Source organism: Blastococcus sp. TML/M2B, from assembly GCF_016612865.1.
Lineage (GTDB): Bacteria > Actinomycetota > Actinomycetes > Mycobacteriales > Geodermatophilaceae > Blastococcus.
This window is the reverse complement of record NZ_JAENZZ010000002.1, coordinates 1,874,701-1,896,846: the sequence shown is the minus strand read 5'-3', so window position 1 is coordinate 1,896,846 and position 22,146 is coordinate 1,874,701. Positions and strand designations below refer to the sequence as shown.

Genomic DNA, 22,146 nt, shown 5'->3' with positions numbered 1-22,146 from the left:
GCCGTGAATCACCAGGTCGGAGGAGAGATCTGGGTCACGGCACCGGGCTCAGGCGTCCGGGTCCAGCGCCTCGGCCAGCGCGCCGAGCTGGCCCAGCTGCCACTCCAGGAACGGCGTGCCCTCGTCCGGCACCGCGGTGATCTCGACGACCGGCACGTCCGCGGCGTCGGCGGCGTCGCGCACCGCGTCGGGCAGGTCGCCGCCCACCTGCACGAGGACGTCCACCGACCCCTCGGCCAGCGCCGTCCCGAGGGCGGTCACGTCCTCCGCCCCGGGTGCCCCGCCGCTGCGCGCGGCCCGCGCGTAGCCCGCCGGGGTGGCGTCGGCGAGACCGAGCGCCGCGGCCATCGGCCCGAAGCCGGCGCCGGTCGCGGCGAACGTCGCGCCGTCCGCGTCCTCGCGCAGATCGGCGACCGCCTGGAGGTAGGGCTGGAGCGCCGTGGTCCAGGCGGTGTGCTGCGCGGCGAAGTACGGCGCGGCGTCGGGGGAGAGCCGGGCCAGCTCGCGCGCGACGGCCGAGGCCACCTCCGGCACGACGGCGGGGTCGTACCAGAGGAGGCCGCCCTCCCGCTCCGGCCCGCCGGCCAGCCCGCCCGCGCGCACCACGACCTGCGGGCCGGGCCGACCGTCCAGCGCGCCGGCGGCCCACGCGTCCGGGCCGCCGCCGTCGAGGACGACGAGGTCGGCCGCGCCGAAGGCGGCCCGGTCATCGGGTGCGAGCTCGGGGGTGCCGGCATCGGGGGCGATGGTGGTGACCGTCGCGCAGTCCCCAGCCACCTGCCGGACGACGTCGCTCCACGCGCCGACGGAGACGACGACGTCGAGGACCTCGCCGGGGCAGTCCGCGGCGTCGCCGGGGGTCACGGCCGCGTCGCTGCCGGGGGCGTCGTCGCCGCAGCCGGCGAGCACCAGCAGGGCGAGCGCCGTCAGCCCCGCGCGGAGGGTGCCGTGCCGCACGCATCCTCCATCGCCGTCGACCGAACCGTCCGCGAGTATGGCCGACCGGGCCGTCCGGTCGGCCGGGCGGTCAGACGTCCGGGGTGTCGGCGACCCCGTCGAGCTCCTGGCCCTCCGCCGGCTGGTCCGGGTGCGGTGTGGTGCCGGTGCCGTCGGCCTCGCGGGAGGGGGCGCCGCCGTCGGGCTGGTCGACGTCGGGGGCGCGTTCGGGCTCGGTCATCGCAGGTCCTCCTCGGAACCGGGGTGGTCGTCGACAGCCGGAGTGCCCGGGGTCCGGCGGGGGAAACCGCCCCGCCGGGAGCGGTCAGCGGACCTCGGTGGCGGCCGGCACCCGCGCGAGCACGTCCTGGACGTCGTCGTCCCCCGGCAGGGCGCCGCGCGCACCGGCGCCGGTGGTGGACAGCGCCGCGGCGGCGACGGCGTAGCGCACCGCGCCGGCCAGCTCCTCGCCGCGGGCCAATGCCTGCCCCAGGGCGCCGGTGAAGCAGTCGCCGGCCCCGGTCGTGTCGACGGGGTCGACGACCAGCGGCTCCTGGAGCAGCGCGGGACCGTCCGCGGGCACCACGAGGGCGCCGCGCGCGCCCAGCGTCACCACGACGGCACCGGCGCCGAGGCCGCGGGCCAGCGCGGCGAGCTCCGCCGGCGTCCGCTCACCCGGCTCGGTGCCGGCCAGCTGGAGCAGCTCGTGCTCGTTGGGGACCAGGACGTCGACCGCCTCGAGCAGCGCCTGCGGGAGGGCGCGCGGCGGCGCCGGGGTGAGGACGACGGTGCCGCGCGCGGAGGTGGCCGCGGCCAGCACCGTCTCCAGGGGCACCTCGAGCTGGAGCAGCAGCACGTCGGCGCGGTGCACCGGCTCGACGTCGACGTCGGCCGGCACCAGCGCGTCGTTGGCGCCGGGCGCCACGACGATGAGGTTCTCCCCGGTGCCCTCCTCGACCGGGATCGTGGCGGTGCCGGTGGGCAGCCCCGGCGTCCGGTGCACCCGGCTGACGTTGACCCGCGAGCCGGCCAGCGCCGCGAGCTGCCGGTCGCCCGCCGCGTCCTCGCCGACCCGCCCGACCATGTGCACCCCGGGCCCGAGCAGCCCCGCGGCCGCGGCCTGGTTGGCGCCCTTGCCACCCGGGGCGCGGGTGGCCGAGCGGCCGACGACGGTCTCGCCGCGGCCCGGCAGGCGGTCGACCGCGACGAGCACGTCCTCGTTGACGCTGCCGACGACGGTGACGGACACGGGGCCTCCTGGGTGGTCCGGGCTGGGGTGGTCCCGCTGGTGGTCCTGGGTCCGGCGGGCGGAGGACCAGCAGTACCAGACGGCGGTTTCCGCGCTCCCCGCCAGCGGTACCGGAGGGGCAGCGGTACCGGAGGACGACCCGAGCGGAGGACCGAATGGCGACCGAGGACCCCGACACGATCCGGCGCGAGTTCGGCGAGGCGGTGAACATGACCGCCGGTGAGCTGGAGACCTGGCTGGACAGCGACGAGTCGCGCGCCGTCGGGCAGAAGGACGGCGACGGCGAGTCCACCGGGCACGCCTCGGGCCGTCGGATCGTCGCCCTGCTGCGCACGAAGAAGGCCGATCTGACCGACGACGACCTCGCGCACATGCGGAAGGTGCACGGCTACGTGCAGCGCCACCTCGCCCAGGAACCGGCGCGGGAGGAGATCGAGGCCTCCCGGTGGCGCTACTCCCTGATGAACTGGGGGCACGATCCGCTGAAGAAGGGGTGACCCCGCCTCCGTGAGCCGCGCCCGGAACGACCCCGCCCAGTACGACGACCTCGCCGACCAGTGGTGGGAGACCTCCGGCGGGTTCGCCGCCCTCCACTGGCTGGCCGCCTCGCGGGCCGAGCACCTCGCCCCCGCCCCGCGGCCCGGGGCGGTGCTGGTCGACCTGGCCTGCGGCGGTGGGCTGATGGCGCCGCACGTCGCCCGGCTGGGCTACCGGCACGTCGGCGTGGACCTGGGGGAGCCGGGCCTGCGGCTGGCGGCCCGGCACGGGGTGCGCCCGGTGCGCGGCTCGGTGCTGGCCGTGCCGCTCGCCGACGGCTGCGCCGACGTGGTCGTGGCCGGTGAGATCCTCGAGCACGTCGAGGACGACGTCGCCGTGCTCGCCGAGTGCGCGCGGCTGCTGCGGCCCGGCGGCACGCTGGTCCTCGACGCCCTGGCCGCCACCCGGATCGGCCGGCTGCTGATGGTCACCCTCGCCGAGCGGCTGCCCGGCGGACCGCCGCGCGGCATCCACGACCCGGCGCTGTTCGTCGACCGGGACCGCCTGCTGGCGGCCGCGGACCGGCTCGGGCTGGACCTGCGGCTGGTCGGGCTCCGGCCGTCGCTGCGCGACGCGGTCGCCTGGGTGCTGGGCCGCCGGGAGCTGGTGCGGATGAAGCCGATCCGCTCCACCGCCGTCGTCTTCGCCGGGTACGGCCGCAAGCGCCCGGCGGACGGCGCGGCGCAGGACGGGCACGGGGCCCGCGCCGCACGTACCGTCGGGAGCATGCCCAGCACGCGCGCTCCCCAGGCCGAGTCGTGAGCGACGCCGTCCTCACCGGGGCCGGATCGGCCCTGCCCGCCGCGCTGGAGCAGGAGGCGGCGTGGGACGGCTTCTTCGCCGACCACTACGCCGACGTCCGCGCCGCGGAGCGGATCTTCCTGGGCGCCGGGGTGCGCCGGCGGCACGCGGTGGCCAACCCGCTGGACGAGGACCTGAGCAGCTGGGGCACCGCCGCCCGCATGCAGCGCTACGTCCAGGAGGCCATGCCGCTGGGCAAGCAGGCCGTGGCCGGTGCGCTGGACGCCGCAGGCCTGGCGCCCGGCGACGTCGGGCTGTTCGCCGTCGCCACCTGCACGGGGTACGCCACGCCCGGCCTGGACATCCGGCTGGCCGCCGACCTGGGCATGCCGCCCGGCCTCCAGCGGCTGCTGATCGGGCACATGGGCTGCTACGCGGCCATCCCGGGGCTGGCCGCGGTGGGGGACTTCGTGGCCGCGCGGTCCCGGCCCGCGGTGCTGCTCTGCTGCGAGCTGACCAGCCTGCACGTGCAGCCGGCCGAGCGGGACCTCGAGCAGGTCGTGGCGCACGCGCTGTTCTCCGACGCGGCAGCCGCCGTCGTCGTCGAGCCCGGCGCGGGACGGGGCCGCCGGCTGGCGGGCGTCGTGGCCCGCACCGACGCCTCGACCTCCGACCTCATGACCTGGGACGTCACCGACCTCGGCTTCCGGATGGGGCTGTCCCCGAAGGTGCCCGGCGTGCTGTCCCGGCACGTGGGCGACGTCGTCGACGAGCTGCTCACCGGCGCGGGCCTGCGCGTCGAGGACGTCGCCGGGTGGGCCGTGCACCCCGGTGGCCCGAAGATCATCGACGTCGTGCGCGACGAGCTGGGGCTGGCCGAGGAGCACGTGGCGGCCTCCCGCCGGGTGCTCGCCGAGCACGGGAACTGCTCGTCGGCGACGGTGCTGCTCGTGCTCCAGGAGATGGCCGACGTCGAGGGCCCGGTGGTGGCCATGGCCTTCGGTCCCGGGCTCACGCTGTACGCAGCGCTGTTGCTCCCCGCCTGATACCGCCTACTGTCTGTGCCCCGGGTCACAGACGGGTGGGGGAGGCGGTCGTGCCCGAGCAGAAGGCCAGCGTGCGCGTCTTCCTGGTCGACGACCACGAGGTCGTCCGCCGGGGTGTCGCCGAGGTGCTGGAGGACGATCCGCACCTCGTCGTCGCCGGTGAGGCGGGCTCGGTCGCGGAGGCGCTGGCCCGCGTGCCCGCCGTCCGCCCCGACGTCGTCGTCCTGGACATGCGGCTCCCGGACGGCAGCGGCGCGGACCTGTGCCGCTCGCTGCGCCAGCGCGTCCCGGGCCTGCCCTGCCTGGTCCTCACCAGCTTCTCCGAGCACGAGGCGCGCGAGGCGGCGGTGCGGGCCGGGGCGACCGGCTTCCTGCTCAAGCAGGTGCGCGGCCCCGCGCTCGTCTCCGCCGTCCACACGGTGGCCGCCGGCGGGACGCTGCTGGAGGAGATCCCGTCCTCCCGGCCGCTCCCGCGCCCGCGCCCGCCGACGGTCGCGGGGGCCGACCGGCTCCCGCTGCTCACCGACCAGGAGCGGATCGTGCTGCGGCTGATCGGCGAGGGCCTGACCAACCGGCAGATCGGCGACCGCATGGGCCTGGCCGAGAAGACCGTGAAGAACTACACCAGCCACCTGCTGGCCAAGCTCGGGCTCGAGCGGCGCACCCAGGCGGCGATCCTCGCCACCGAGCTGCGGGACGGCGCCCCCGACCAGGCGTTTCCCGACTAGGCGGTGCCCCCGGCCAGGGGCACGGTCCACCGCACCTCGCTGCCCGACGGGCCGGCGCTGGTGGTGAGCCGCCCGCCGCGCCGCTCGGCGCGGTCGGCCAGGTTGGCCAGCCCGCTGCGCACGGTGACCTCGGGCAGCCCGCGGCCGTCGTCGGCGACCTGCACGCGGACCTCGTCGGTGACCGTGACGGTCACCGTCACCCGCTGCGCTCGGGCGTGCCGCACGACGTTGGTCACCAGTTCCCGCACCGCGGCGACGACGTCGTGCACCAGCCCGGCGGGCAGGTCCTCGACCTCGCCGTGCATGCGCAGGTCCGGCCGCAGGCCGTGGCCGTCCACCACGGAGCGGACGACGTCGACCAGCCGGTGCCGCACCCCGTCGGGGGAGGCGTCCTGGTGCTGCAGCTCGAAGATCGAGGAGCGGATGCGGGAGATGGTGCCGTCGAGCTCGTCCACCCGCTCGGCGAGCCGGGCCGCCAGCTCGGGCGAGTCCGCCTCCACCGAGCGGCCGATCCGGTCCAGCGCCAGGGCGGTGGCGAAGATCCGCTGCACCACGTGGTCGTGCAGGTCGCGGGCGATGCGGTCCCGGTCGGCCTGCACCTGGAGGCGGCGCTCGCGGCGCTGGCTGCGGACCAGCTCCATAGCCACGGTGGCCTGGGCGGCGAACTCTCCTGCAAGGGTGAGCAGCTCCGGGTCGAACGGCTCGCGGTGCCGCTCGCGCATCATCGCCAGGATGCCGAGGGCGGGAGGCCCGCCGACCGGGATGAACAGCGCCGGGCCGTACTCCCCGGAGAACTCGCCCGCCACCTCGGGTACGACGGAGGTGAGCTGTGCGTCCCCGACGTCGGGGAGGGCCCGGACGGCGCCGGTGGTCCGCACCTCGCCCAGGACGCCGCCCTGGACCGGTACGCACATGCCCTCGGAGTCCGGACCCCGCCGCCCCACGGCGGCGATGACGCGCATGTCCCCCGGGGCGTTCGGCTCGGGGACCAGGACACCGATGGCGTCCGCGCCCGACAGCTCAGAGATGCGGGCCGCGCCGGTGCGCAGCACGTCGTCCGGGACGGCGCCGGCCAGCACCGTGGCGGCGAAGTCCACACCGGCCTGCGCCCACGCCCGGCGCAGCTCGGCGCGTTCCAGCAGGCAGGCGTTCTCGATGGCGAGCCCGGCCACAGCGGCCGGGGACCGGGTCATCTCGGCGTCGGCGTCGGTGAAGGGACCGCCGGAGCGCTTCTCGGCCAGGTGCAGGTTGCCGAGGACGGCGTCGCCGACGCAGACCGGGACGCCGACGAACGAGCGCATCGGCGGGTGCCCGTCCGGGAAGCCCTGGAAAGCCGGGTGATCGGCCAGGTCGTCCAGCCGGAGCGCGACCGGCTCGGCGAGCAGCAGCCCGAGCAGCCCCTCGCCACGGCGCGGCGCACCGATCCGCCGCTGCGTCTCCTCGTCCAGCCCCTCGACGACGAACCGGTCGAGCCGCTCGCCGCCCGGGCTGAGCACGCCGAGCGCGCCGTAGGTCGCGTCGACCTGCCGGACGGCCGCCCGGAGCACCTCGCGCAGGGTGGTCTCCAGGTGGCCGCCGGAGGCCGCCGCGCGGACGGCGACGGCCAGCTCCGGGGCGTCGTGCGGCGGGTCGCTCACCGGCCCACCGCCCCGTCGGGCGGGGTCACGGCCCGACTGTAGGGGGCCCGCTCGCGGCGGGTAGGGGGTGCGGCTCCCGGTCAGGCGCCACGGGCCAGCCGACGGAGCGGCTGCCTGGGGACGGCGGGGCGCAGCAGCCGTTTGCCGTCGGCGCCGACCATGACCAGGTCGGCGCCGTGCATGGCGGCGTCCAGGGCCTCGAACACCGCCCGCTCGAGGAAGGCGGTGCGGGTGCGGCCGCTGATGCCGGTCTCGGCGACGGCGCGGAGGACCTGCGCCTCCAGGTGGTCGCGGGCGGCGTCCTGGGTGCGCTTCGTCAGCCGGGCGGTGCCCTCCAGCGGATCGCCGTCCGGGCCGTCGAGGACGCTGACGGCGACGACGGTCGCCTCGCGGCGGGCGGCTTCGCGGAGCGCCCACAGCAGGGCGCGGTGGCCGGCGGCGGTGCCGTCGACCTCGACGAGGAGCCAGGGGTTCTGCCGGCGGGGGCGGAGCGGGATGAGCTGGAGGTGCTCGACCGCGGACTGGTCGATGTCCGTGCGGGTGCTGCTGCGCGGGGTGGTGCCGGCGGGAGCGGAGTCGGGGTCCTGGTCCGCGGAGCGCTGGTCGGCGACTCCCGCGGAGCGGTACTGGCTCATGCGGCGATCGTGGCGGGGCGGAGCGAGCGGCCCCAGGGACCAAGGGCCCGGCGCTCGGATTCGAGAACCGAATCGACCGTTCGGACCGTCCAGCCACGGCGAGCCTGTTCGCTGGGTGACGGCGCTCTCACATCCCGGCGCCCGACGTCCGGGGATGGAGGAGGTGGAGAGGAGAGCGGGTGACGAGAATCGAACTCGCACTGTCAGCTTGGGAAGCTGATGTTCTACCATTGAACTACACCCGCGTACCGCTCTGGCCTGGGCTTTCACCCCGCAGATCCGCCGGCGCGCAGCCGGTCGAGCGATCGGGGCGAGACTACACGCTGCGCCCCCGGCGGCGGGAACCCGGTGCCCAGCGCTCGGCCAGCGCGACCCGCTCCTCGGTCCGCACCATCCACGCGGGCTCCAGGACGCGGAACGGGCCGGTGGCCAGCCCGAGCAGCGCGGCGGCCACCCGGGCCCGCAGCTGCGCGGCCGGCCAGCGGCGCAGCGCCGCCTCCACCAGCTCGTCGCGGTACCGGGCGGCGGGGGCGGACGTGGCCTGCAGGGCGAGGGGTGCCAGGAGGGTCGCCCAGTCGTCGATCCGGTGCCCGCGCCCCGCGGTGTCGACGTCGAGCAGCCCGACCACGGCGCCGTCGTCGACCAGGAGCTGGGCCTCGTGGAAGTCGCCGTGCACCGGCACCTCGGGGTGCTCGCCCGGATCCGCGGCGTCGAGGGCGGCCGCGAGCCGGGCCAGCCGGGGCCGCAGCTGCGGGGCGACCTGGCCCAGCACGGCGGCGTGCTCGAGGACCCGCGCCAGCGGGCCGGGGCGTTGCGGGCCGGGCACGGTCGCGGGGAGGGCGTCCAGCAGGGCGTCGATGGCCTCCGGCCCGGGCAGGGCGGCGGCCTCCCCGGCGAGCAGCACCCGCAGCGGGGTCCCGGCCAGCCCGCGCAGCACGAGGGCGCCGTCCGGGGTGCGGGCGAGCACCGGCGGCACCGGGACCGCGCCGCCGAGCAGCGCATGCCGCAGCGCCAGACCGTCGGCGGCGGACGGCCGGACGACCTTGAGGAACAGCGGGCCGGCGCCGGTCTGCACCTCGAGGACGGCCCGCCGCCCGGGCCGGTAGGAGCGTGCCCGCACGCGGACCCCGCCGTCGGCGACGCCCAGCTCGGCCAGCCGGGCGGCCGCCGCGCCAGGGCGGGCCGCCCAGGCCAGCGCCGGCAGGGCGGGGTCCCACGGCCAGCGCCACGCGCCGGCCGCGGTCCGCGCGCCGTCGACCGTGCCCTCGAGGAGGGTCGCGCCGTGCGGGATCGTCCCGCCCGTCGTCGCGGCGAGCCGCTCGCGGCTGCGCCGTCCGTCGGCCCAGGTGACCTCGGCGACGTACCGGACCGTCGCCCCGCCCCCGGCCCGCACGGTCGTGCCGGTGGCCCGCAACCGGATCGGCCGGCCACCGGCCGGGGCCAGGGCGGCCGCGCACAGCGCACCGGCCGGTTCGCCCAGCAGCAGCCGCAACGCCGGTGGCCAGCTCCGCCTGCGGGCCGGGGGAGCCACGGGCTCGAGCGGGGGCGGGAGGTGCACGGCGGTCACGCTAGAGCCGCGGCCACGCCCTACCGGCGCATCTCCGCCAGGAACGCGATCGCCTCGGTGCGCAGCCGCTCGGCCATCTGCGACAGCCCCATCGGCTCGGTGCCGCCGGCCAGGGAGGAGCCGTCGACGGCAGTGGCGATCCCGTCGACCAGCCCGTTCATGTCGTCGACCGTCGTCCCGACCGTGCTCATGCCGCCGGCGACGTCCTCGCAGGCCTGCCGGATCTGCTCGACCTGCGCGGTCACCCGCTCGGTCGCCCGGCCGGTCTGGTCGGCGAGGTCCTTGACCTCGGAGGCGACGACGGCGAAGCCCTTGCCGGCCTCGCCCGCGCGGGCTGCCTCGATCGTGGCGTTCAGCGCCAGGAGCCGGGTCTGGGCGGCCACCGAGTCGATCAGCGCGATGATCTCCTTGATCTCGGCGGAGGAGCGGGTCAGCGAGGTGATCGTCGCGCCCGCGGTGCCCACCTCGGTGCGCGCTGCCGACGCCGCCTGCGTCAGGCTGGCCGCCGAGGCGCTCATCTCCGTGGCGGCGGTCGCCACCTGCTCGGACATCGCCAGCACGACGGACTCGAACTCGTCGGCCAGCGACAGCCGGGAGGTCTGCGCCTCGGTGACCCGGCCTGCGGTCTGCTGCATCGCGTCGCGCGCGGCGTTGATGTCGGTGGCGCCCTTGCGGAACGCCCCGCGCAGCCCGGTGAGCAGCAGCCGCCGGTGGAAGCGCCCCTCGGCGGCCGCGCTGAGCGCTGCGGAGGCCTCCCGGACGTAGGCGTCGGAGACGTCGAGCGCCCGGTTGACGCCGTCGCGCAGCGCGGTCAGCTCCGGGATCTCGTCGGCGCCGGGCACGGGGAGGCTGCGGGCCTCGAGGTCCCCGCGGGCGGCGGCGTCGCAGGTCGCGGTCAGCTCGCGCACGAAGGCGCGGTAGACCGCGAGCTCCTCGGCGTCGGTGCGGCGGGCGGCCTCGGTGCGGCGCGGGAAGCGGCCGGCCATCTCAGCTCTCCTCGCGGTTGATGATCGACCAGACGAAGTCCTCGTAGGAGTCCGCCTCCGCGGCGACCAGCTGCTCCAGGAGCCGGGACGACGCCTCGACGGCCGCCCGGGCGGTGGGGTGGCGCTGCTCCTCGTCCAGGAGGTGCCGGTAGAGCGGGACCACCCGGGCCACGGCCGACGGCGAGGGCCGGCGCCGGTTGGAGTGGTAACCGACGATCCGGCCGCGGTCGTCGTAGGACGGCGTGACGTGGGCGAGCACCCAGTAGTGTCCGCCGTCGGCCGCCAGGTTGTTGATGTAGGCGAACACCTCGCGGCCCGCGGCGATGTCCTCCCAGAGCAGCGCGAACACCGCGCGCGGCATCTCGGGGTGGCGGATCAGGTTGTGCGGCTGCCCGAGCACCTGGTCCAGCGGGTAGCCGCTGACGCGCAGGAAGACGTCGTTGGCGTAGGTGATGACGCCGCGCCGGTCGGTCTTGGAGACGATGAGGTCGTCCTCGGCGAAGGCGCGCTCCACCCCCGTCGGCAGCACGCGCCGCCGGGCGCCCCGTGTGCCGTCGGGCGCCGCCTGGGTGTCCAGCACGCGCTCGCCTCCTCCGTGTCCGATCCGGTTCCTCATCTCTCCATCGGCACCCCGGGGCGCGGTCGGCACCCGAGCCGGGCATGTGTCGGACGACACCGCGCCCCGTCCGCACGGGGAAGTCGGACGGGGCGCGGTGGCTCCCGGGTGCGCCCTCAGGCGCGCGCGGCGGTCAGATCGCCACGCCCGTGCAGGACGAGGCGCAGTTCGTCGACCAGATCCAGGTCAGCGCGGCGAACGTCGTCGACCGGACGAGGCGCTGACCGTGCGGGCCGGTGCGCTCGACCGGGCCGCCGGACCCGGGGCCTGTGCCGGGACCGGTCCCCGGCGTCGTGCCCGGGTTCGTGCCCGTGCCCGGGTTCGTGCCGGTGCCCGGGTCGGTGCCGCTGCCCGGGTCGGTGCCCGAGCCGGGGGAGGAGGCACTGGACCGGTAGGTCAGGGCCGCCGGCAGGACCGAGGAGCGGCCGTCGGGGGCGAAGACCGTGACGTCGTAGCTGCCGGCCACGCGGGCGGGCACCCGGAACTGGATCCGGCTGGCCGACTCGGTGACGACCGCCGCCCGCGCGCTGGCGCCGATGAGCACCTGCGAGCGGGAGGGCAGCGCGGTGCCGGTCAGCGTGACCAGCGTGCCGCCCTCGACGGACACCACGGTCGGGCTGAGCGACGTGATGCCGAACGGCCCGATCGCCGGGTAGGTCGCGCGGTCCTCGGCGGGCGGGGTGGACGGGGTGGTGCTCCCGCCCGGCGTGCTCCCGCCGCCGGTGCCCGGGGTGGTGCCGGCCCCGGGGGGCGCGGGCGAGGCAGGGGTGGTCGGTGACGCAGGGGTGGTCGGCGCCGCCGGCGTGGTCGGGGACCCGCCCGGGGTGGTTCCGGGGGTCGTCCCCGAGCCCGGGTTCGTGCCCGGGTTCGTGCCCGTGCCCGGGCCGGGGCTCGTCCCGGGGCCGGTGCCCGTGCCGGGGTTCGTGCCGGTGCCCGGCGCGGCCGGGGTCGTGGGCGTGCCCGGGGTGGTCGGCGCGGTGCCGGTGCCCGGGGTGGTCGGTGCCGGGGTCCTCCCGCCGCCGGAGCCGCCCGATCCGCCCGGGGTGGTGCCGGGCGTCGTCGTCCCGGGGTTCGTGCCCGCGCCGGGTGACGTGCCGGGGCTGCCGGGGATGCCGGGGGTGCCGCCGCCCGGGGTGGGCGCGCTCTGAACGCCGACCAGCAGCGGCGCGGCCGTCGTGCGGCCGACCGCGGCGCCGTCGCGCAGCAGCTGCACGGTCAGCACGTAGCGGCCGTCCGCGAGCTCGGCGGAGGGGGAGAGGCCGAGGCCGTCGAGGCGCGGCAGGGTGCCGAGGTCGAAGACCGCCGTGCCGGTGTCGTCGGTCGCGACGGTGGCCCCGGCGAGCGTGACCGGCTCGTCGGCCAGCGCCCAGATCTCGCCCTCGAACTCCATGCCGAGGCCGAGGGCGATCGAGTAGGCGCCGCCCGCGGCGGTGCTGCTGCTGACGCCGATCCGCGGGGTGACCGTGCCCGCCGTCGCCCGCATCGAGGTGAACGCGTACTGCACCGATTCCGTCGGCGTCCCGGTGAGCGCGGCGACCGAGAGCCGCCCGCCGGTGACCGAGCGGCCGCGGAAGGCCGGCACCGGGTCGACGTCGTCGAGCAGCGACTGCTTGATCTGCGCGCCGGTGGCCGCGGGCATCGCGGCCCGGTAGAGGGCGACCGCGCCCGCGACGATCGGTGAGGAGAACGACGTGCCGTTGGCCAGCGCGTAGCCGCCGGTGTTCGAGGTGACCAGCACCTGGGTGCCCGGGGCGAAGAGGTCCACCCCGGTCGCGCCGTAGGCGGAGAAACCGCTGACGGTGTCCGCCGCCGTCGAGGCGCCGACGCTGACGACGTTCCAGTCGGTCAGGCTCGCCGGGTACATCGGGTAGCGGTCGCGGTCGAGGGCGTCGTTGCCGGCCGCGGCCACGACGAGGACGTCGTGCGCGGCGGCGTAGGCGACCGCCGACTGCAGCGCGGTCAGCGCGGTGCCGCCGACGCTGCCGCCCCAGGAGGCGTTGATGACGTCGGCGCCGTGGTCGACGGCGTACCGGATCGCCTCCGCACCGGCGAAGACGTCGACGGTGCTGCCGCCGCCGATGACCAGCGGCATGATCGTGATCCCGGGGGCGACACCGGCCAGGCCGATGCCGTTGCCGGCCCGGGCCCCGACCGTGCCCGAGACCATCGCGCCGTGGCTGCCGTAGGAGCCGTTGTCCACGTCCGGGCTGTTCGTGTACCAGTTCCAGCCGTGGCAGTCGCCGCGCTTGCCGTTGCCGTCGGTGTCGGCCGCGCCGCAGGGCTCCGCGGGGTTCACCCACAGCGAGCCGGCGAGGTCGGGGTGGTCGGAGTCGAAGCCGGAGTCGACGACCGCCACGACGATGCCTTCGCCGCGGGTGAGCTCCCAGCCGTCGGTGACGTCGATGTCGGCGTCGGGGACCACCGGGCTCTGGTTGGCCGCGTTGCTGCCGGTGTTCTCCAGGTGCCAGCCGTAGGAGCGGAAGTACGGGTCGGTCACGTCGCCCAGCAGCGGCACCGACGTCGACGGCTCGACCGCACCGACGCCCGGGACGGCCGCCAGGTCCGCCGGGACCAGCGCCCGGGTGGCGACCAGCGCCCGCCCGTCGCTGAGCGGCTGCGCGCTGACCACCCCGTCGACCGCGGTGAGCGCGGTGAGCAGCGCGTCGTCGGCGGTGCCGCCGGCCGCGGTGACGACTAGGCGGGTCAGCCCGTCGCCGGGCCCGTGGTCCTCGACCACCGGCACCGAGGGCCCGGCCAGCGCGCTGTACGTCGCCGCGCCGCCGTAGCCGAGCGCCAGCGCCGCGACCAGCAGCAGCGCCTGGAGCGGTGTGCTCCTCATCGATCGTCCCCCGCACGCCCCGCTCCCGGACCGTCCGGGCGCAGCCACCGGCACCGAGGGGCCGGCGGCAGACGTCATCGGGCTCGCAACGGCGCGCCCCGGCCCGGCCTTGAGCGGGTTCACCCGGACGGTGGGTACCGGCGCGGTGCCTAGACTCCGCGCCATGCTTCTGAGCGACCGCGACATCACGGCCGCGATCGCCGAGGGACGCCTCGGCATCGAGCCCTACGACAAGGGCCTCGTGCAGCCCTCGAGCATCGACGTCCGGCTGGACCGGTACTTCCGCGTGTTCAACAACTCGCGGTACACCCACATCGACCCGGCGGAGCAGCAGGACGACCTGACCACGCCGGTCGAGCCCGAGGGGGACGAGCCGTTCGTGCTGCACCCGGGCGAGTTCGTGCTCGGCTCCACGCTCGAGGTGATCAGCCTCCCCGACGACCTCGCCGCGCGGCTGGAGGGCAAGTCCTCGCTGGGCCGGCTGGGGCTGCTCACCCATTCGACGGCGGGCTTCGTCGACCCCGGCTTCTCCGGCCACATCACGCTGGAGCTCTCCAACGTGGCCAACCTGCCGATCACGCTGTGGCCGGGCATGAAGATCGGCCAGCTCTGCATGTTCCGGCTGACCAGTCCGTCGGAGCACCCGTACGGCTCGGCGGTCTACGGCTCCCGCTACCAGGACCAGCGCGGCCCCACGCCGTCGCGGTCCTACCGCAACTTCACCCGCGCCGAGACCCGCCGCCCCTAACCGGCGGCGTCCGGCCGGACGACGACGGGCGGCTCGGCCCCCGCCGTCCCCACCACGTCGCCGGACCGGGAGGCGGGTGACCAGCCCGGGACGGACCGGTCCACCTCGTCGTCGACGAACACCTGCCGGGTGGAGATCCAGCCGGCGACGGCGAGCACGGCGACCGCGACCAGCACCGTCACGAACATCCCGGTGTAGCCGCCGGTGATCCCGCGCAGCACCCCGACGAGCAGCGGCCCGCTGCCGGCGATCACGTAGCCCCACGACTGGGTCACCGTGGACAGCGCCGCGACCGTCTCCGGCGTGCGGGCGCGCAGGCCGATCAGCGCCAGCACCATCGAGAAGGTGCCCATGCCGACGGCGATCAGCGTCATCCAGAGCCAGGGCGCCGTGGTCGGCGCCTTCCAGAGCCCGGTCCAGCCGACGACGTAGGCGGTCACGAACACGGCCAGCAGCGGCCGCTGCAGCCGCGGGCGCACGGTGAGGGACGGGATGACCGCGCTCAGCGGCAGCCCGACGAGGGAGTTCAGGCCGAGCAGCAGCCCGGCCGTGCCGGCGGGGAGCCCCGAGTCGGCGCAGGTACTGGGCCGACCAACCGATGACGACGTAGGCCTGCAGCGCCTGGACGCCGAAGAAGAGGGTCAGCGCCACGGCCGTGGGGCTGTGCACCAGGGAGCGCATGCGGACGGCGGAGTGGCCCGCCCGCGAGACGCCGGGCGCGGCCGGGACGCGCAGCCACACCCCCGCCGCCACGACCGCCGGCACCGCCCACACGACGAGCGCCCACCGCCAGCTGCCGGTCGCGTCGGCCACCGGCTGGGAGCCGACGGCGCCGAGGGTGGCGCCCAGGCCCATGGCGGTGCTGTACGCGCCGACGAGCGCGCCGGTGCGGGTCGGGAAGTGCCGCTTCACCAGGCTGGGCAGCAGCACGTTGCCCAGGGCGCCGCCGACCATGGCCAGCGCGGTGCCGGCGAGGAACAGCGGGAAGCCGGGGGCGGCGCTGCGCAGGGCCAGGCCCGCGGCCATCGCGACCAGGGCGCCGGCCAGCACGTGCGCGTCGCGGTAGCGCGCCGACAGCGCCGGCCCGGAGAAGCCGATCAGCGCGAAGCAGAGCACCGGCAGGGTGGTGATCACGCCGGCCAGGGAGCTGGAGATGTCCAGCCCGCGCTCGATCTCCTCGAGCACCGGGCCGACGCTGGTGATCGCCGTCCGCAGGTTGAGGGCGGTCAGGACGATCGCGACCGCGATGAGCACGCCGCCCCGCCGGGAGCTCGTCGCGGGTGGGGCAGCGGTGCGGGTCACCGGGGAATGGTCCTCCGCCCGCGGCCCCGCCGTCCGCCGGGGGTCGGCCGGGTGCCGGAACGGCGACGGCGCGCGCCCCCCTCCGCGGGGGACGCGCGCCGTCGTCGTCGGGCGGGTGCTGCTACTTCGGGTCGTGCTCCGTCGCGGCGGAGTCCAGGCCGACGACGTCGCCGGCCGCGGTGCCGACGTCGGGACCGGACGCCGCGCCCTGGACGCCCGCGGCAACCGGCTGCATCGAGCGCAGCAGGATCTGGCTGACGTCGAGGACCTCGGACGTGCTCGCCGGCCTCGCCGTTCTGCTTCTTCGACGTGAGGGCGTCGGAGAGCATCGTGATGCAGAACGGGCACGCGGTGGAGATGACGTCCGGGTCGAGCTCGAGCGCCTCCTCGGTGCGCTCCATGTTGATGCGCTTGCCGATCTTCTCCTCCATCCACATGCGCGCGCCGCCGGCGCCGCAGCAGAAGCCGCGGTCCTTGCAGCGGTGCATCTCCTGCGTGGACAGGCCCTGGACGGACTCGAGGATCTCGCGCGGAGGCGTGTAGACCTTGTTGTGCCGGCCCAGGAAGCACGGGTCGTGGTAGGTCACCTTGCGGTCGATCGGGGTGACCGGGACGAGCCGGCCCTCCTCGATCAGCTGGCCGAGCAGCTGCGTGTGGTGGATGACCTCGTACTCGCCACCGACCTGCGGGTACTCCTTGCCCAGCGAGTTGAAGCAGTGCGGGCAGGTGGCCACGATCTTGCGGGTGCCGGGCACGCGGCCCTCGAAGACGCCAGTTGAGGGTCTCGACGTTCTCCATGGCCAGCTGCTGGAAGACGAACTCGTTGCCCAGGCGGCGGGCCGGGTCACCGGAGCAGGTCTCCCCGTTGCCGAGGACGGCGAACTCGACGCCCGCGGTGTGCAGCAGCTCCGCGACGGCCTTGGTGACCTTCTTGGCGCGGTCGTCGACGGCGCCGGCGCAGCCGACCCAGAACAGGTACTCCACCTCGTGGGGCAGCGGGCCGTCGGCCATGCGCACCTCGAAGTCGAGCTCCTTGATCCAGTCCTCGCGGACGTTGCCGCCCATGCCCCACGGGTTGCCGCGCTTCTCCAGGTTGGTCAGCATCACGCCGGCCTCGGAGGGGAAGTTCGACTCGATGAGCACCTGGTAGCGGCGCATGTCGTCGATGTGGTCGATGTGCTCGATGTCCACCGGGCACTGCTCGACGCAGGCACCGCAGTTGGTGCAGCTCCACAGGACGTCGGGGTCGATGACCCCGCCCTCCTCGAGGGTGCACCGACGAGCGGGCGGTGCGCCTGCGCGTCGTTGGTGCCCTCGATGCGGGCGTAGCCGCTGGCCCAGACCTGCTCGTCGCTGGGCTTGAGGATGTCGTAGTCCGGCGCGGTCTCGCTCGCCGTCTTCTCGCCGAGGAGGTACGGGGCCTTCGCGTAGAGGTGATCGCGGAGATCCATGATCACCATCTTCGGGCTGAGCGGCTTGCCCGTGTTCCACGCCGGGCACTGGCTCTGGCACCGACCGCACTCCGTGCAGGAGGTGAAGTCGAGCATGCCCTTCCACGTGAAGTCCTCGATCTTCCCGCGGCCGAAGACGTCGTCCTCGCCCGGGTCCTCGAAGTCGATCGGCTTGCCGCCCGAGGTCATCGGCAGCAGCGGGCCGAGCGCGGGGGCGCCGTCGGCGTTGCGCTTCGCGTAGATGTTCAGGAACGCGCTGAACCGGTGCCAGGCGACACCCATGTTCAGGATCCGGCTGATGACCACCAGCCAGGTGAGGCTGACGACGATCTTCACGAAGGCGACGACGGTCAGCAGGTCCGGGCTGTCCGGCAGGACCTCGGCGACCAGGCCGGAGACCGGGTGCGACCAGCCGGGGGCGTCGGTGAGGTCGGAGGAGACCTTGAGCGCGCGGATCAGCAGGATGCAGACGCCGACGGTGGCGACGATGAACTCGACGAAGTAGCCGCGGCCCTCGTTGCTGCCGGCGAAGCGGCTCTTCCGGCCCTGCCGGCGCGGGTGGTCCTTCTGGCGCCGGTAGATCAGGTAGATGATGCCGAGGATCGTGCCGGTGCCGATGATGTCGGCGAACAGGTTCCAGATGCCCCAGTTGCCGATGATCGGCAGGTGGAACTCGGGGTTGAAGACCTCGCCGAACGCCTCGACGAGGGCCAGGAACAGCCCGTAGAAGCCGACGAAGACGAACCAGTGGGCGACGCCGATGGACGACCACTTGAGCATCCGGGTGTGGCCCAGGGACTCGACCAGCGTCGTCTTCAGGCGGGTCTTGACCGGCCCCCAGCGGGTGCCGTCCGGCTGGCCGGTGCGGATGATCCGCACCATCGCCCGGACGGCCCGGTAGGCCATCACGGACGCGACGATCAGGAACAGGACGCTGATCGTCCCCAGGACGATCTGCAGCGGGCCCGTCATGTTTTCCTCCCCCGCACGCCTGGCGGCGTCGGTTGACTCCCGTGCGCCGTTGCGCGACGGCGAAGCTGTGGTGCACGCGCCGTCATCGTCGCCGGTCGGGGACCGGCGCGCGGTACGCATGCGGGCACGGCGTGCCCGCACGCTTCGCACGATAGCTGGCGCGCACGCAGGCTACTCGTGGCCGAGAGCACTCCTGCGATCACGATCCGGCCACCGCCCTCGCGCGCCCGCGGTGGGGTGGATCGCCGCCGCTCCCGCTACCGCCTCGTCGGTGCCGGTACCGCCTCGCAGGGCGGTACTCGGCCGCTCATCGCGGTAGCCGGCGGACGCCGCGCTCGCGGACGGTCGCGGTGAAGCGCCGCTCCGCCGGCCCGGGCGTCGCCAGTAGCGCGCGCAGGCGCTGCTCCATCGCCGGCCACCCGGGCCCGACGTCGGCGTCGATGACGCGGACGACGCGGATGCCGAGCGCCCGCAGCTCGTCCTCGCGGCGCTTCTCCTCCCAGAGCACCTGTCCCGGGCTGCGGTCCCGCCACGGATCGGTGTACTTCACCCGGCCGTCGAACTCGACCGCGACGGCGGCGTCGTCGAACCACCCGTCGACGACGGCGACGAGCCGCCCGGCCACCCGGATCTCGACCTGCAGCTCCGGCGTGGGCAGCCCGGCGCCCACGATGCGCAGCCGTCCCCGGGTCTCCAGAACCGACTCCGCCCGCCCGTCGGCCAGTGAGATGGCTCGGCGGGCGGCTGGACCGCCCGGCCACGTGCGTGCCCGCTCGGCCGCCCGTGCCAGGTCGGCCGCCGTGGTCTTGCCGACCAGCAGCGCCTGGTCCATCGCGATGACGGCGTCCTCGAGCGAGGTCTCCCGTGCGTGGTCGACGAGAGCGCGCGGCGGCGTCGCGACACGGAGCGGACCGCGCGCGCCGACCTCGTCGGGGTCGAGCGGTGACCGGGTCATGTGGAAACCGCGGCCGCGCCGGTTGTGTGCGGGATCGGTGAGCCGGACGACCCCGGCGGCGGGAGTGCGCGAGGGCAGGCCGTGCAGGTGGACCGCGGAGCCGTGGCTGATCGCGGCACCGGGGCGGTCGAGGTCGAGGAGGACGGCGAGGCAGTCGAGTTCGTGCCGCCACCCCTCCTCCTCGGCGCGCCCCAGCACGGCCGGCGTGGTGTAGACACCGCGGCGGAGCCGGACCCACCGGCCGGACGTGCACATCCGCTGCACCTCGTCGGCCCCGTAGCCCGCACGACGGGCGTCCGACGCCGTGACGACACCGCTCTGCCGTTCGGCGGCTGCGCGGAGGAGCGGATGCACCGGTGGAGTGTGCGGCGCACGGGGCGGCCTCGAGGGAGGCCCTGTGGACAACCGCCCGGGTACCGCCGTGTGCCCTCGGGTACCGCCGTGCAGTGCGGTACCGAGGCGGTCCGGCGGTAGTCATCGGGCGTCAGGAGTCGTACGACGCCCCGGGAACACGTCGCGGCACCCTGCCGTTATGGTGGGCAGGAAAGTTGAGCGGACCACGCGCAAGCTGGTGAGAGCCCTCAGCTACCGGACCAGCACCACCCTCCACAGCACACGGAAGAGAGGCCATCCCCATGGCACGAGCTGTCGGTATCGACCTCGGCACCACGAACTCCGTCGTCACGGTCCTCGAGGGCGGCGAGCCCACGGTCATCGCCAACTCCGAGGGCTCGCGCACGACCCCGTCGGTCGTCGCCTTCGCCAAGAACGGCGAGGTCCTCGTCGGCCAGTCGGCCAAGAACCAGGCGGTCACGAACGTCGACCGCACGATCCGGTCCGTCAAGCGCCACATGGGCACGACGTGGACCACCGACGAGATCGACGGCAAGAAGTACACCGCGCAGGAGATCAGCGCCCGCACGCTGCAGAAGCTCAAGCGGGACGCCGAGACCTACCTGGGCGAGCCGGTGACCGACGCCGTCATCACCGTGCCGGCCTACTTCGAGGACGCGCAGCGCCAGGCCACCAAGGAGGCCGGTGAGATCGCGGGCCTCAACGTCCTGCGCATCGTCAACGAGCCGACCGCGGCCGCGCTGGCCTACGGCCTGGACAAGGGCGAGACCGAGCAGACGATCCTCGTGTTCGACCTCGGTGGTGGCACCTTCGACGTCTCGCTGCTCGAGATCGGCGACGGCGTCATCGAGGTCAAGGCGACCGCCGGTGACAACCACCTCGGTGGCGACGACTGGGACCAGAAGGTCATGGACCACCTGGTCAAGACCTTCAACGCCTCGAACGGCATCGACCTGTCCAAGGACAAGCTGGCGATGCAGCGGATCCGCGAGGCCGCGGAGAAGGCGAAGATCGAGCTCTCCGGCGCGCAGTCGACGAACATCAAACCTGCCGTACATCACCGCCGGTGCCGAGGGCCCGCTGCACCTCGACGTCACGATCACCCGCGCCGAGTTCCAGCGCATGACGCAGGACCTGCTCGACCGGGCCCGCGCGCCGTTCAACCAGGTGGTCCGCGACGCCGGCATCTCGGTCGGCCAGATCGACCACGTCGTCCTCGTCGGTGGCTCGACCCGCATGCCGGCCGTCAGCGACCTGGTCAAGGAGCTGACCGGCGGCAAGGAGCCCAACAAGGGCGTCAACCCGGACGAGGTCGTGGCCATCGGCGCCGCGCTGCAGGCCGGTGTCCTCCGCGGCGAGGTCAAGGACGTGCTGCTCCTCGACGTCACCCCGCTCTCCCTGGGCATCGAGACCAAGGGCGGGATCATGACCAAGCTGATCGAGCGCAACACCACGATCCCGACGAAGCGCTCCGAGATCTTCACGACGGCGGACGACAACCAGCCGTCGGTGCAGATCCAGGTGTTCCAGGGCGAGCGCGAGATGGCGATGTACAACAAGAAGCTCGGCATGTTCGAGCTCACCGGTCTGCCGCCGGCGCCCCGCGGCGTCCCGCAGATCGAGGTCGCCTTCGACATCGACGCCAACGGCATCGTCCACGTCACCGCGAAGGACCTGGGCACCGGCAAGGAGCAGTCGATGACCATCACCGGCGGCTCGGCCCTGCCCAAGGACGACATCGAGCGGATGATGAAGGACGCCGAGGCGCACGCCGAGGAGGACAAGAAGCGCCGCGAGGAGGCGGAGACCCGCAACCTGGCGGAGTCGCTGCAGTACCAGACCGAGAAGTTCCTGGCCGAGAACGGCGACAAGATCCCGGCCGACAAGAAGGACGAGCTCGGCGAGGCCCTCACCGACCTGCGCAGCGCGCTCGGCGGCTCGGACATCGAGGCGATCAAGACCGCGCAGGAGAAGGTCGCCCGGGTCTCCCAGGAGGTCGGCGGCGCGCTCTACGCCCAGGCGGGCGAGGCCGGCGCGGCCGGTGCACCCCGGCGCCGAGGCGGGCGAGCAGGCCGGTGCCCCGGCGGGTGACGACGACGACGTCGTCGACGCCGAGATCGTGGACGAGGACACCGACAAGCGATGACCTCCGGGGAAGAGCAGCCGCGGGTCGTCATCCGCGACAAGCGGCGCATCGACCCGATCAGCGGTGAGGTGCGGGCGCCGGCCGGCGAGCAGCCGGCCGGCGCCGGCCCCGCCACGCCGCCCGGCCCGACCGTCGCAGGGGAGCAGATGAGCGAGCACGACATGCCCGTGGAGGACCAGGCGCCGGAGCCGGTGGCCGCAGGGGGCGGGGACGACCTCGCCCAGCAGCTGGCCGAGCGCACCGAGGACCTCCAGCGGGTCACCGCCGAGTACGCCAACTACCGGCGCCGGGTGGACCGCGACCGCACCGTGGTCGTCGACCAGGCGGCCGAGCGGTTCGCCGCCGGCCTGTTCCCGATCGTCGACGACATCGAGCGGGCGCGGGACCACGGCGACCTGACCGGCGCGTTCAAGTTGGTCGCCGACCGCGTCCTGGGCCTGCTCGACGGCCTGGGCGTCGAGGCGTTCGGCGTGGCCGGCGACGCGTTCGACCCGTCGCTGCACGAGGCGGTCATGCACGACACGTCCCCCGACGTGGCGGTGCCGACGGCGACGACGGTGCTGCGGCAGGGTTTCCGCCGCGGTGAGCGCGTGCTGCGGACGGCGATGGTCGCGGTGACCGACCCGGAGAACCCGGTGCCCGCCGGCGACGGCGCGGCCCCGGCCGACCCGGACGCCGCGGCGTCCGGCTGATCGACAGGG

19 protein-coding genes, 1 tRNA gene and 3 pseudogenes are annotated in these 22,146 nt (G+C 75.1%); 7 read left to right on the top strand and 16 right to left on the bottom strand.

All coding sequences use genetic code 11. The features are described from left to right. Window positions 1–48: 48 nt before the first annotated feature. The 3 genes from JKP75_RS17735 to JKP75_RS17725 all read right to left on the bottom strand — a co-directional run bounded on the left by JKP75_RS17735 (window position 49) and on the right by JKP75_RS17725 (window position 2,185). Window positions 49–957, bottom strand: coding sequence for a metal ABC transporter solute-binding protein, Zn/Mn family (locus JKP75_RS17735; RefSeq protein ID WP_200489981.1), 909 nt, complete (start codon window positions 955–957; stop codon window positions 49–51). Between the two features lie 70 nt (window positions 958–1,027). Continuing rightward, window positions 1,028–1,177 carry a hypothetical protein gene (locus tag JKP75_RS17730; protein WP_200489982.1) on the bottom strand — a complete coding sequence of 50 codons (150 nt, stop codon included), beginning with the start codon at window positions 1,175–1,177 and terminating at the stop codon, window positions 1,028–1,030. 84 nt (window positions 1,178–1,261) lie between these two features. Continuing rightward, window positions 1,262–2,185: a ribokinase gene (locus tag JKP75_RS17725; RefSeq protein WP_200489983.1), complete on the bottom strand. Its 924-nt coding sequence runs from the start codon at window positions 2,183–2,185 to the stop codon at window positions 1,262–1,264. 155 nt (window positions 2,186–2,340) lie between these two features. Between JKP75_RS17725 and JKP75_RS17720 the strand changes: the two genes are divergently transcribed. From JKP75_RS17720 to JKP75_RS17705, 4 genes are read left to right on the top strand one after another with little or no spacing between them, the layout of a single operon-like run. After that, entirely contained in the window at window positions 2,341–2,682 is a 342-nt protein-coding gene (locus JKP75_RS17720; protein WP_200489984.1) for a DUF3140 domain-containing protein, read from the top strand. A 10-nt stretch (window positions 2,683–2,692) separates the two neighbouring features. Beyond that, entirely contained in the window at window positions 2,693–3,484 is a 792-nt protein-coding gene (locus tag JKP75_RS17715) for a methyltransferase domain-containing protein (RefSeq protein ID WP_200489985.1), read from the top strand. Then, window positions 3,481–4,509 carry a type III polyketide synthase gene (locus JKP75_RS24155; RefSeq protein WP_200489986.1) on the top strand — a complete coding sequence of 343 codons (1,029 nt, stop codon included), beginning with the start codon at window positions 3,481–3,483 and terminating at the stop codon, window positions 4,507–4,509. Before JKP75_RS17715 ends, JKP75_RS24155 begins: the two co-directional genes overlap by 4 nt. Before the next feature lie 50 nt (window positions 4,510–4,559). Then, the gene (locus JKP75_RS17705; protein ID WP_309229956.1) at window positions 4,560–5,237 is read left to right on the top strand and encodes a response regulator transcription factor; all 678 of its coding nucleotides are present in this window, start codon (window positions 4,560–4,562) and stop codon (window positions 5,235–5,237) included. Here JKP75_RS17705 and JKP75_RS17700 read toward each other — a convergent pair. The 7 genes from JKP75_RS17700 to JKP75_RS17670 all read right to left on the bottom strand — a co-directional run bounded on the left by JKP75_RS17700 (window position 5,234) and on the right by JKP75_RS17670 (window position 13,517). Continuing rightward, complete coding sequence (locus JKP75_RS17700; protein WP_200489987.1) at window positions 5,234–6,874, bottom strand: GAF domain-containing protein; 1,641 nt, start codon at window positions 6,872–6,874, stop codon at window positions 5,234–5,236. The genes JKP75_RS17705 and JKP75_RS17700 overlap by 4 nt on opposite strands. An 80-nt stretch (window positions 6,875–6,954) precedes the next feature. After that, complete coding sequence (locus JKP75_RS17695; RefSeq protein WP_200489988.1) at window positions 6,955–7,509, bottom strand: universal stress protein; 555 nt, start codon at window positions 7,507–7,509, stop codon at window positions 6,955–6,957. A 174-nt stretch (window positions 7,510–7,683) separates the two neighbouring features. Continuing rightward, a tRNA-Gly gene (locus JKP75_RS17690) sits at window positions 7,684–7,754 on the bottom strand. Between the two features lie 71 nt (window positions 7,755–7,825). Then, a complete protein-coding gene (locus tag JKP75_RS17685; RefSeq protein WP_200489989.1) occupies window positions 7,826–9,067 on the bottom strand; it encodes a phosphotransferase in 1,242 nt (413 codons plus the stop codon). 29 nt (window positions 9,068–9,096) lie between these two features. Then, window positions 9,097–10,062 carry a methyl-accepting chemotaxis protein gene (locus JKP75_RS23510; protein WP_200489990.1) on the bottom strand — a complete coding sequence of 322 codons (966 nt, stop codon included), beginning with the start codon at window positions 10,060–10,062 and terminating at the stop codon, window positions 9,097–9,099. 1 nt (window position 10,063) lies between these two features. Continuing rightward, window positions 10,064–10,642 (bottom strand): PAS domain-containing protein, encoded by a 579-nt coding sequence (locus JKP75_RS17675; RefSeq protein WP_200489991.1) that lies wholly within the window; start codon window positions 10,640–10,642, stop codon window positions 10,064–10,066. Window positions 10,643–10,811: 169 nt separating this feature from the next. Beyond that, entirely contained in the window at window positions 10,812–13,517 is a 2,706-nt protein-coding gene (locus JKP75_RS17670; RefSeq protein WP_200489992.1) for a S8 family serine peptidase, read from the bottom strand. 163 nt (window positions 13,518–13,680) lie between these two features. On the opposite strand from JKP75_RS17670, the gene dcd reads away from it, so the two are divergent. Continuing rightward, window positions 13,681–14,265, top strand: coding sequence for a dCTP deaminase (dcd, locus tag JKP75_RS17665; protein WP_200489993.1), 585 nt, complete (start codon window positions 13,681–13,683; stop codon window positions 14,263–14,265). Here the strand turns inward: dcd and JKP75_RS21935 are convergent. The 6 genes and pseudogenes from JKP75_RS21935 to JKP75_RS17650 form a co-directional block, all read right to left on the bottom strand. After that, window positions 14,262–14,744, bottom strand: a complete 483-nt coding sequence (locus tag JKP75_RS21935) for a hypothetical protein (protein WP_242473368.1) — start codon at window positions 14,742–14,744, stop codon at window positions 14,262–14,264. The genes dcd and JKP75_RS21935 overlap by 4 nt on opposite strands. A 157-nt stretch (window positions 14,745–14,901) precedes the next feature. Next, window positions 14,902–15,420: pseudogene (locus JKP75_RS21930) on the bottom strand (MFS transporter); the annotation flags it as partial. 143 nt (window positions 15,421–15,563) lie between these two features. Next, window positions 15,564–16,322 carry a (Fe-S)-binding protein gene (locus JKP75_RS21925; protein WP_309229955.1) on the bottom strand — a complete coding sequence of 253 codons (759 nt, stop codon included), beginning with the start codon at window positions 16,320–16,322 and terminating at the stop codon, window positions 15,564–15,566. Between the two features lie 82 nt (window positions 16,323–16,404). Continuing rightward, window positions 16,405–16,578 (bottom strand): annotated as a pseudogene (locus tag JKP75_RS21920) (heterodisulfide reductase-related iron-sulfur binding cluster); the annotation flags it as partial. A gap of 92 nt (window positions 16,579–16,670) precedes the next feature. Next, the gene (locus JKP75_RS21915; protein ID WP_242473367.1) at window positions 16,671–17,990 is read right to left on the bottom strand and encodes a (Fe-S)-binding protein; all 1,320 of its coding nucleotides are present in this window, start codon (window positions 17,988–17,990) and stop codon (window positions 16,671–16,673) included. A 307-nt stretch (window positions 17,991–18,297) separates the two neighbouring features. Continuing rightward, window positions 18,298–19,299 carry a type IV toxin-antitoxin system AbiEi family antitoxin domain-containing protein gene (locus JKP75_RS17650; RefSeq protein WP_200489996.1) on the bottom strand — a complete coding sequence of 334 codons (1,002 nt, stop codon included), beginning with the start codon at window positions 19,297–19,299 and terminating at the stop codon, window positions 18,298–18,300. Window positions 19,300–19,580: 281 nt separating this feature from the next. Between JKP75_RS17650 and dnaK the strand changes: the two are divergent. Together dnaK and grpE are read left to right on the top strand one after the other, a co-directional pair. After that, window positions 19,581–21,445 (top strand): annotated as a pseudogene (dnaK, locus tag JKP75_RS24780) (molecular chaperone DnaK). Then, window positions 21,442–22,137: a nucleotide exchange factor GrpE gene (gene grpE, locus JKP75_RS17640; protein WP_200489998.1), complete on the top strand. Its 696-nt coding sequence runs from the start codon at window positions 21,442–21,444 to the stop codon at window positions 22,135–22,137. The pseudogene dnaK and the gene grpE overlap by 4 nt, the downstream one beginning before the upstream one ends. Window positions 22,138–22,146 lie beyond the last annotated feature (9 nt).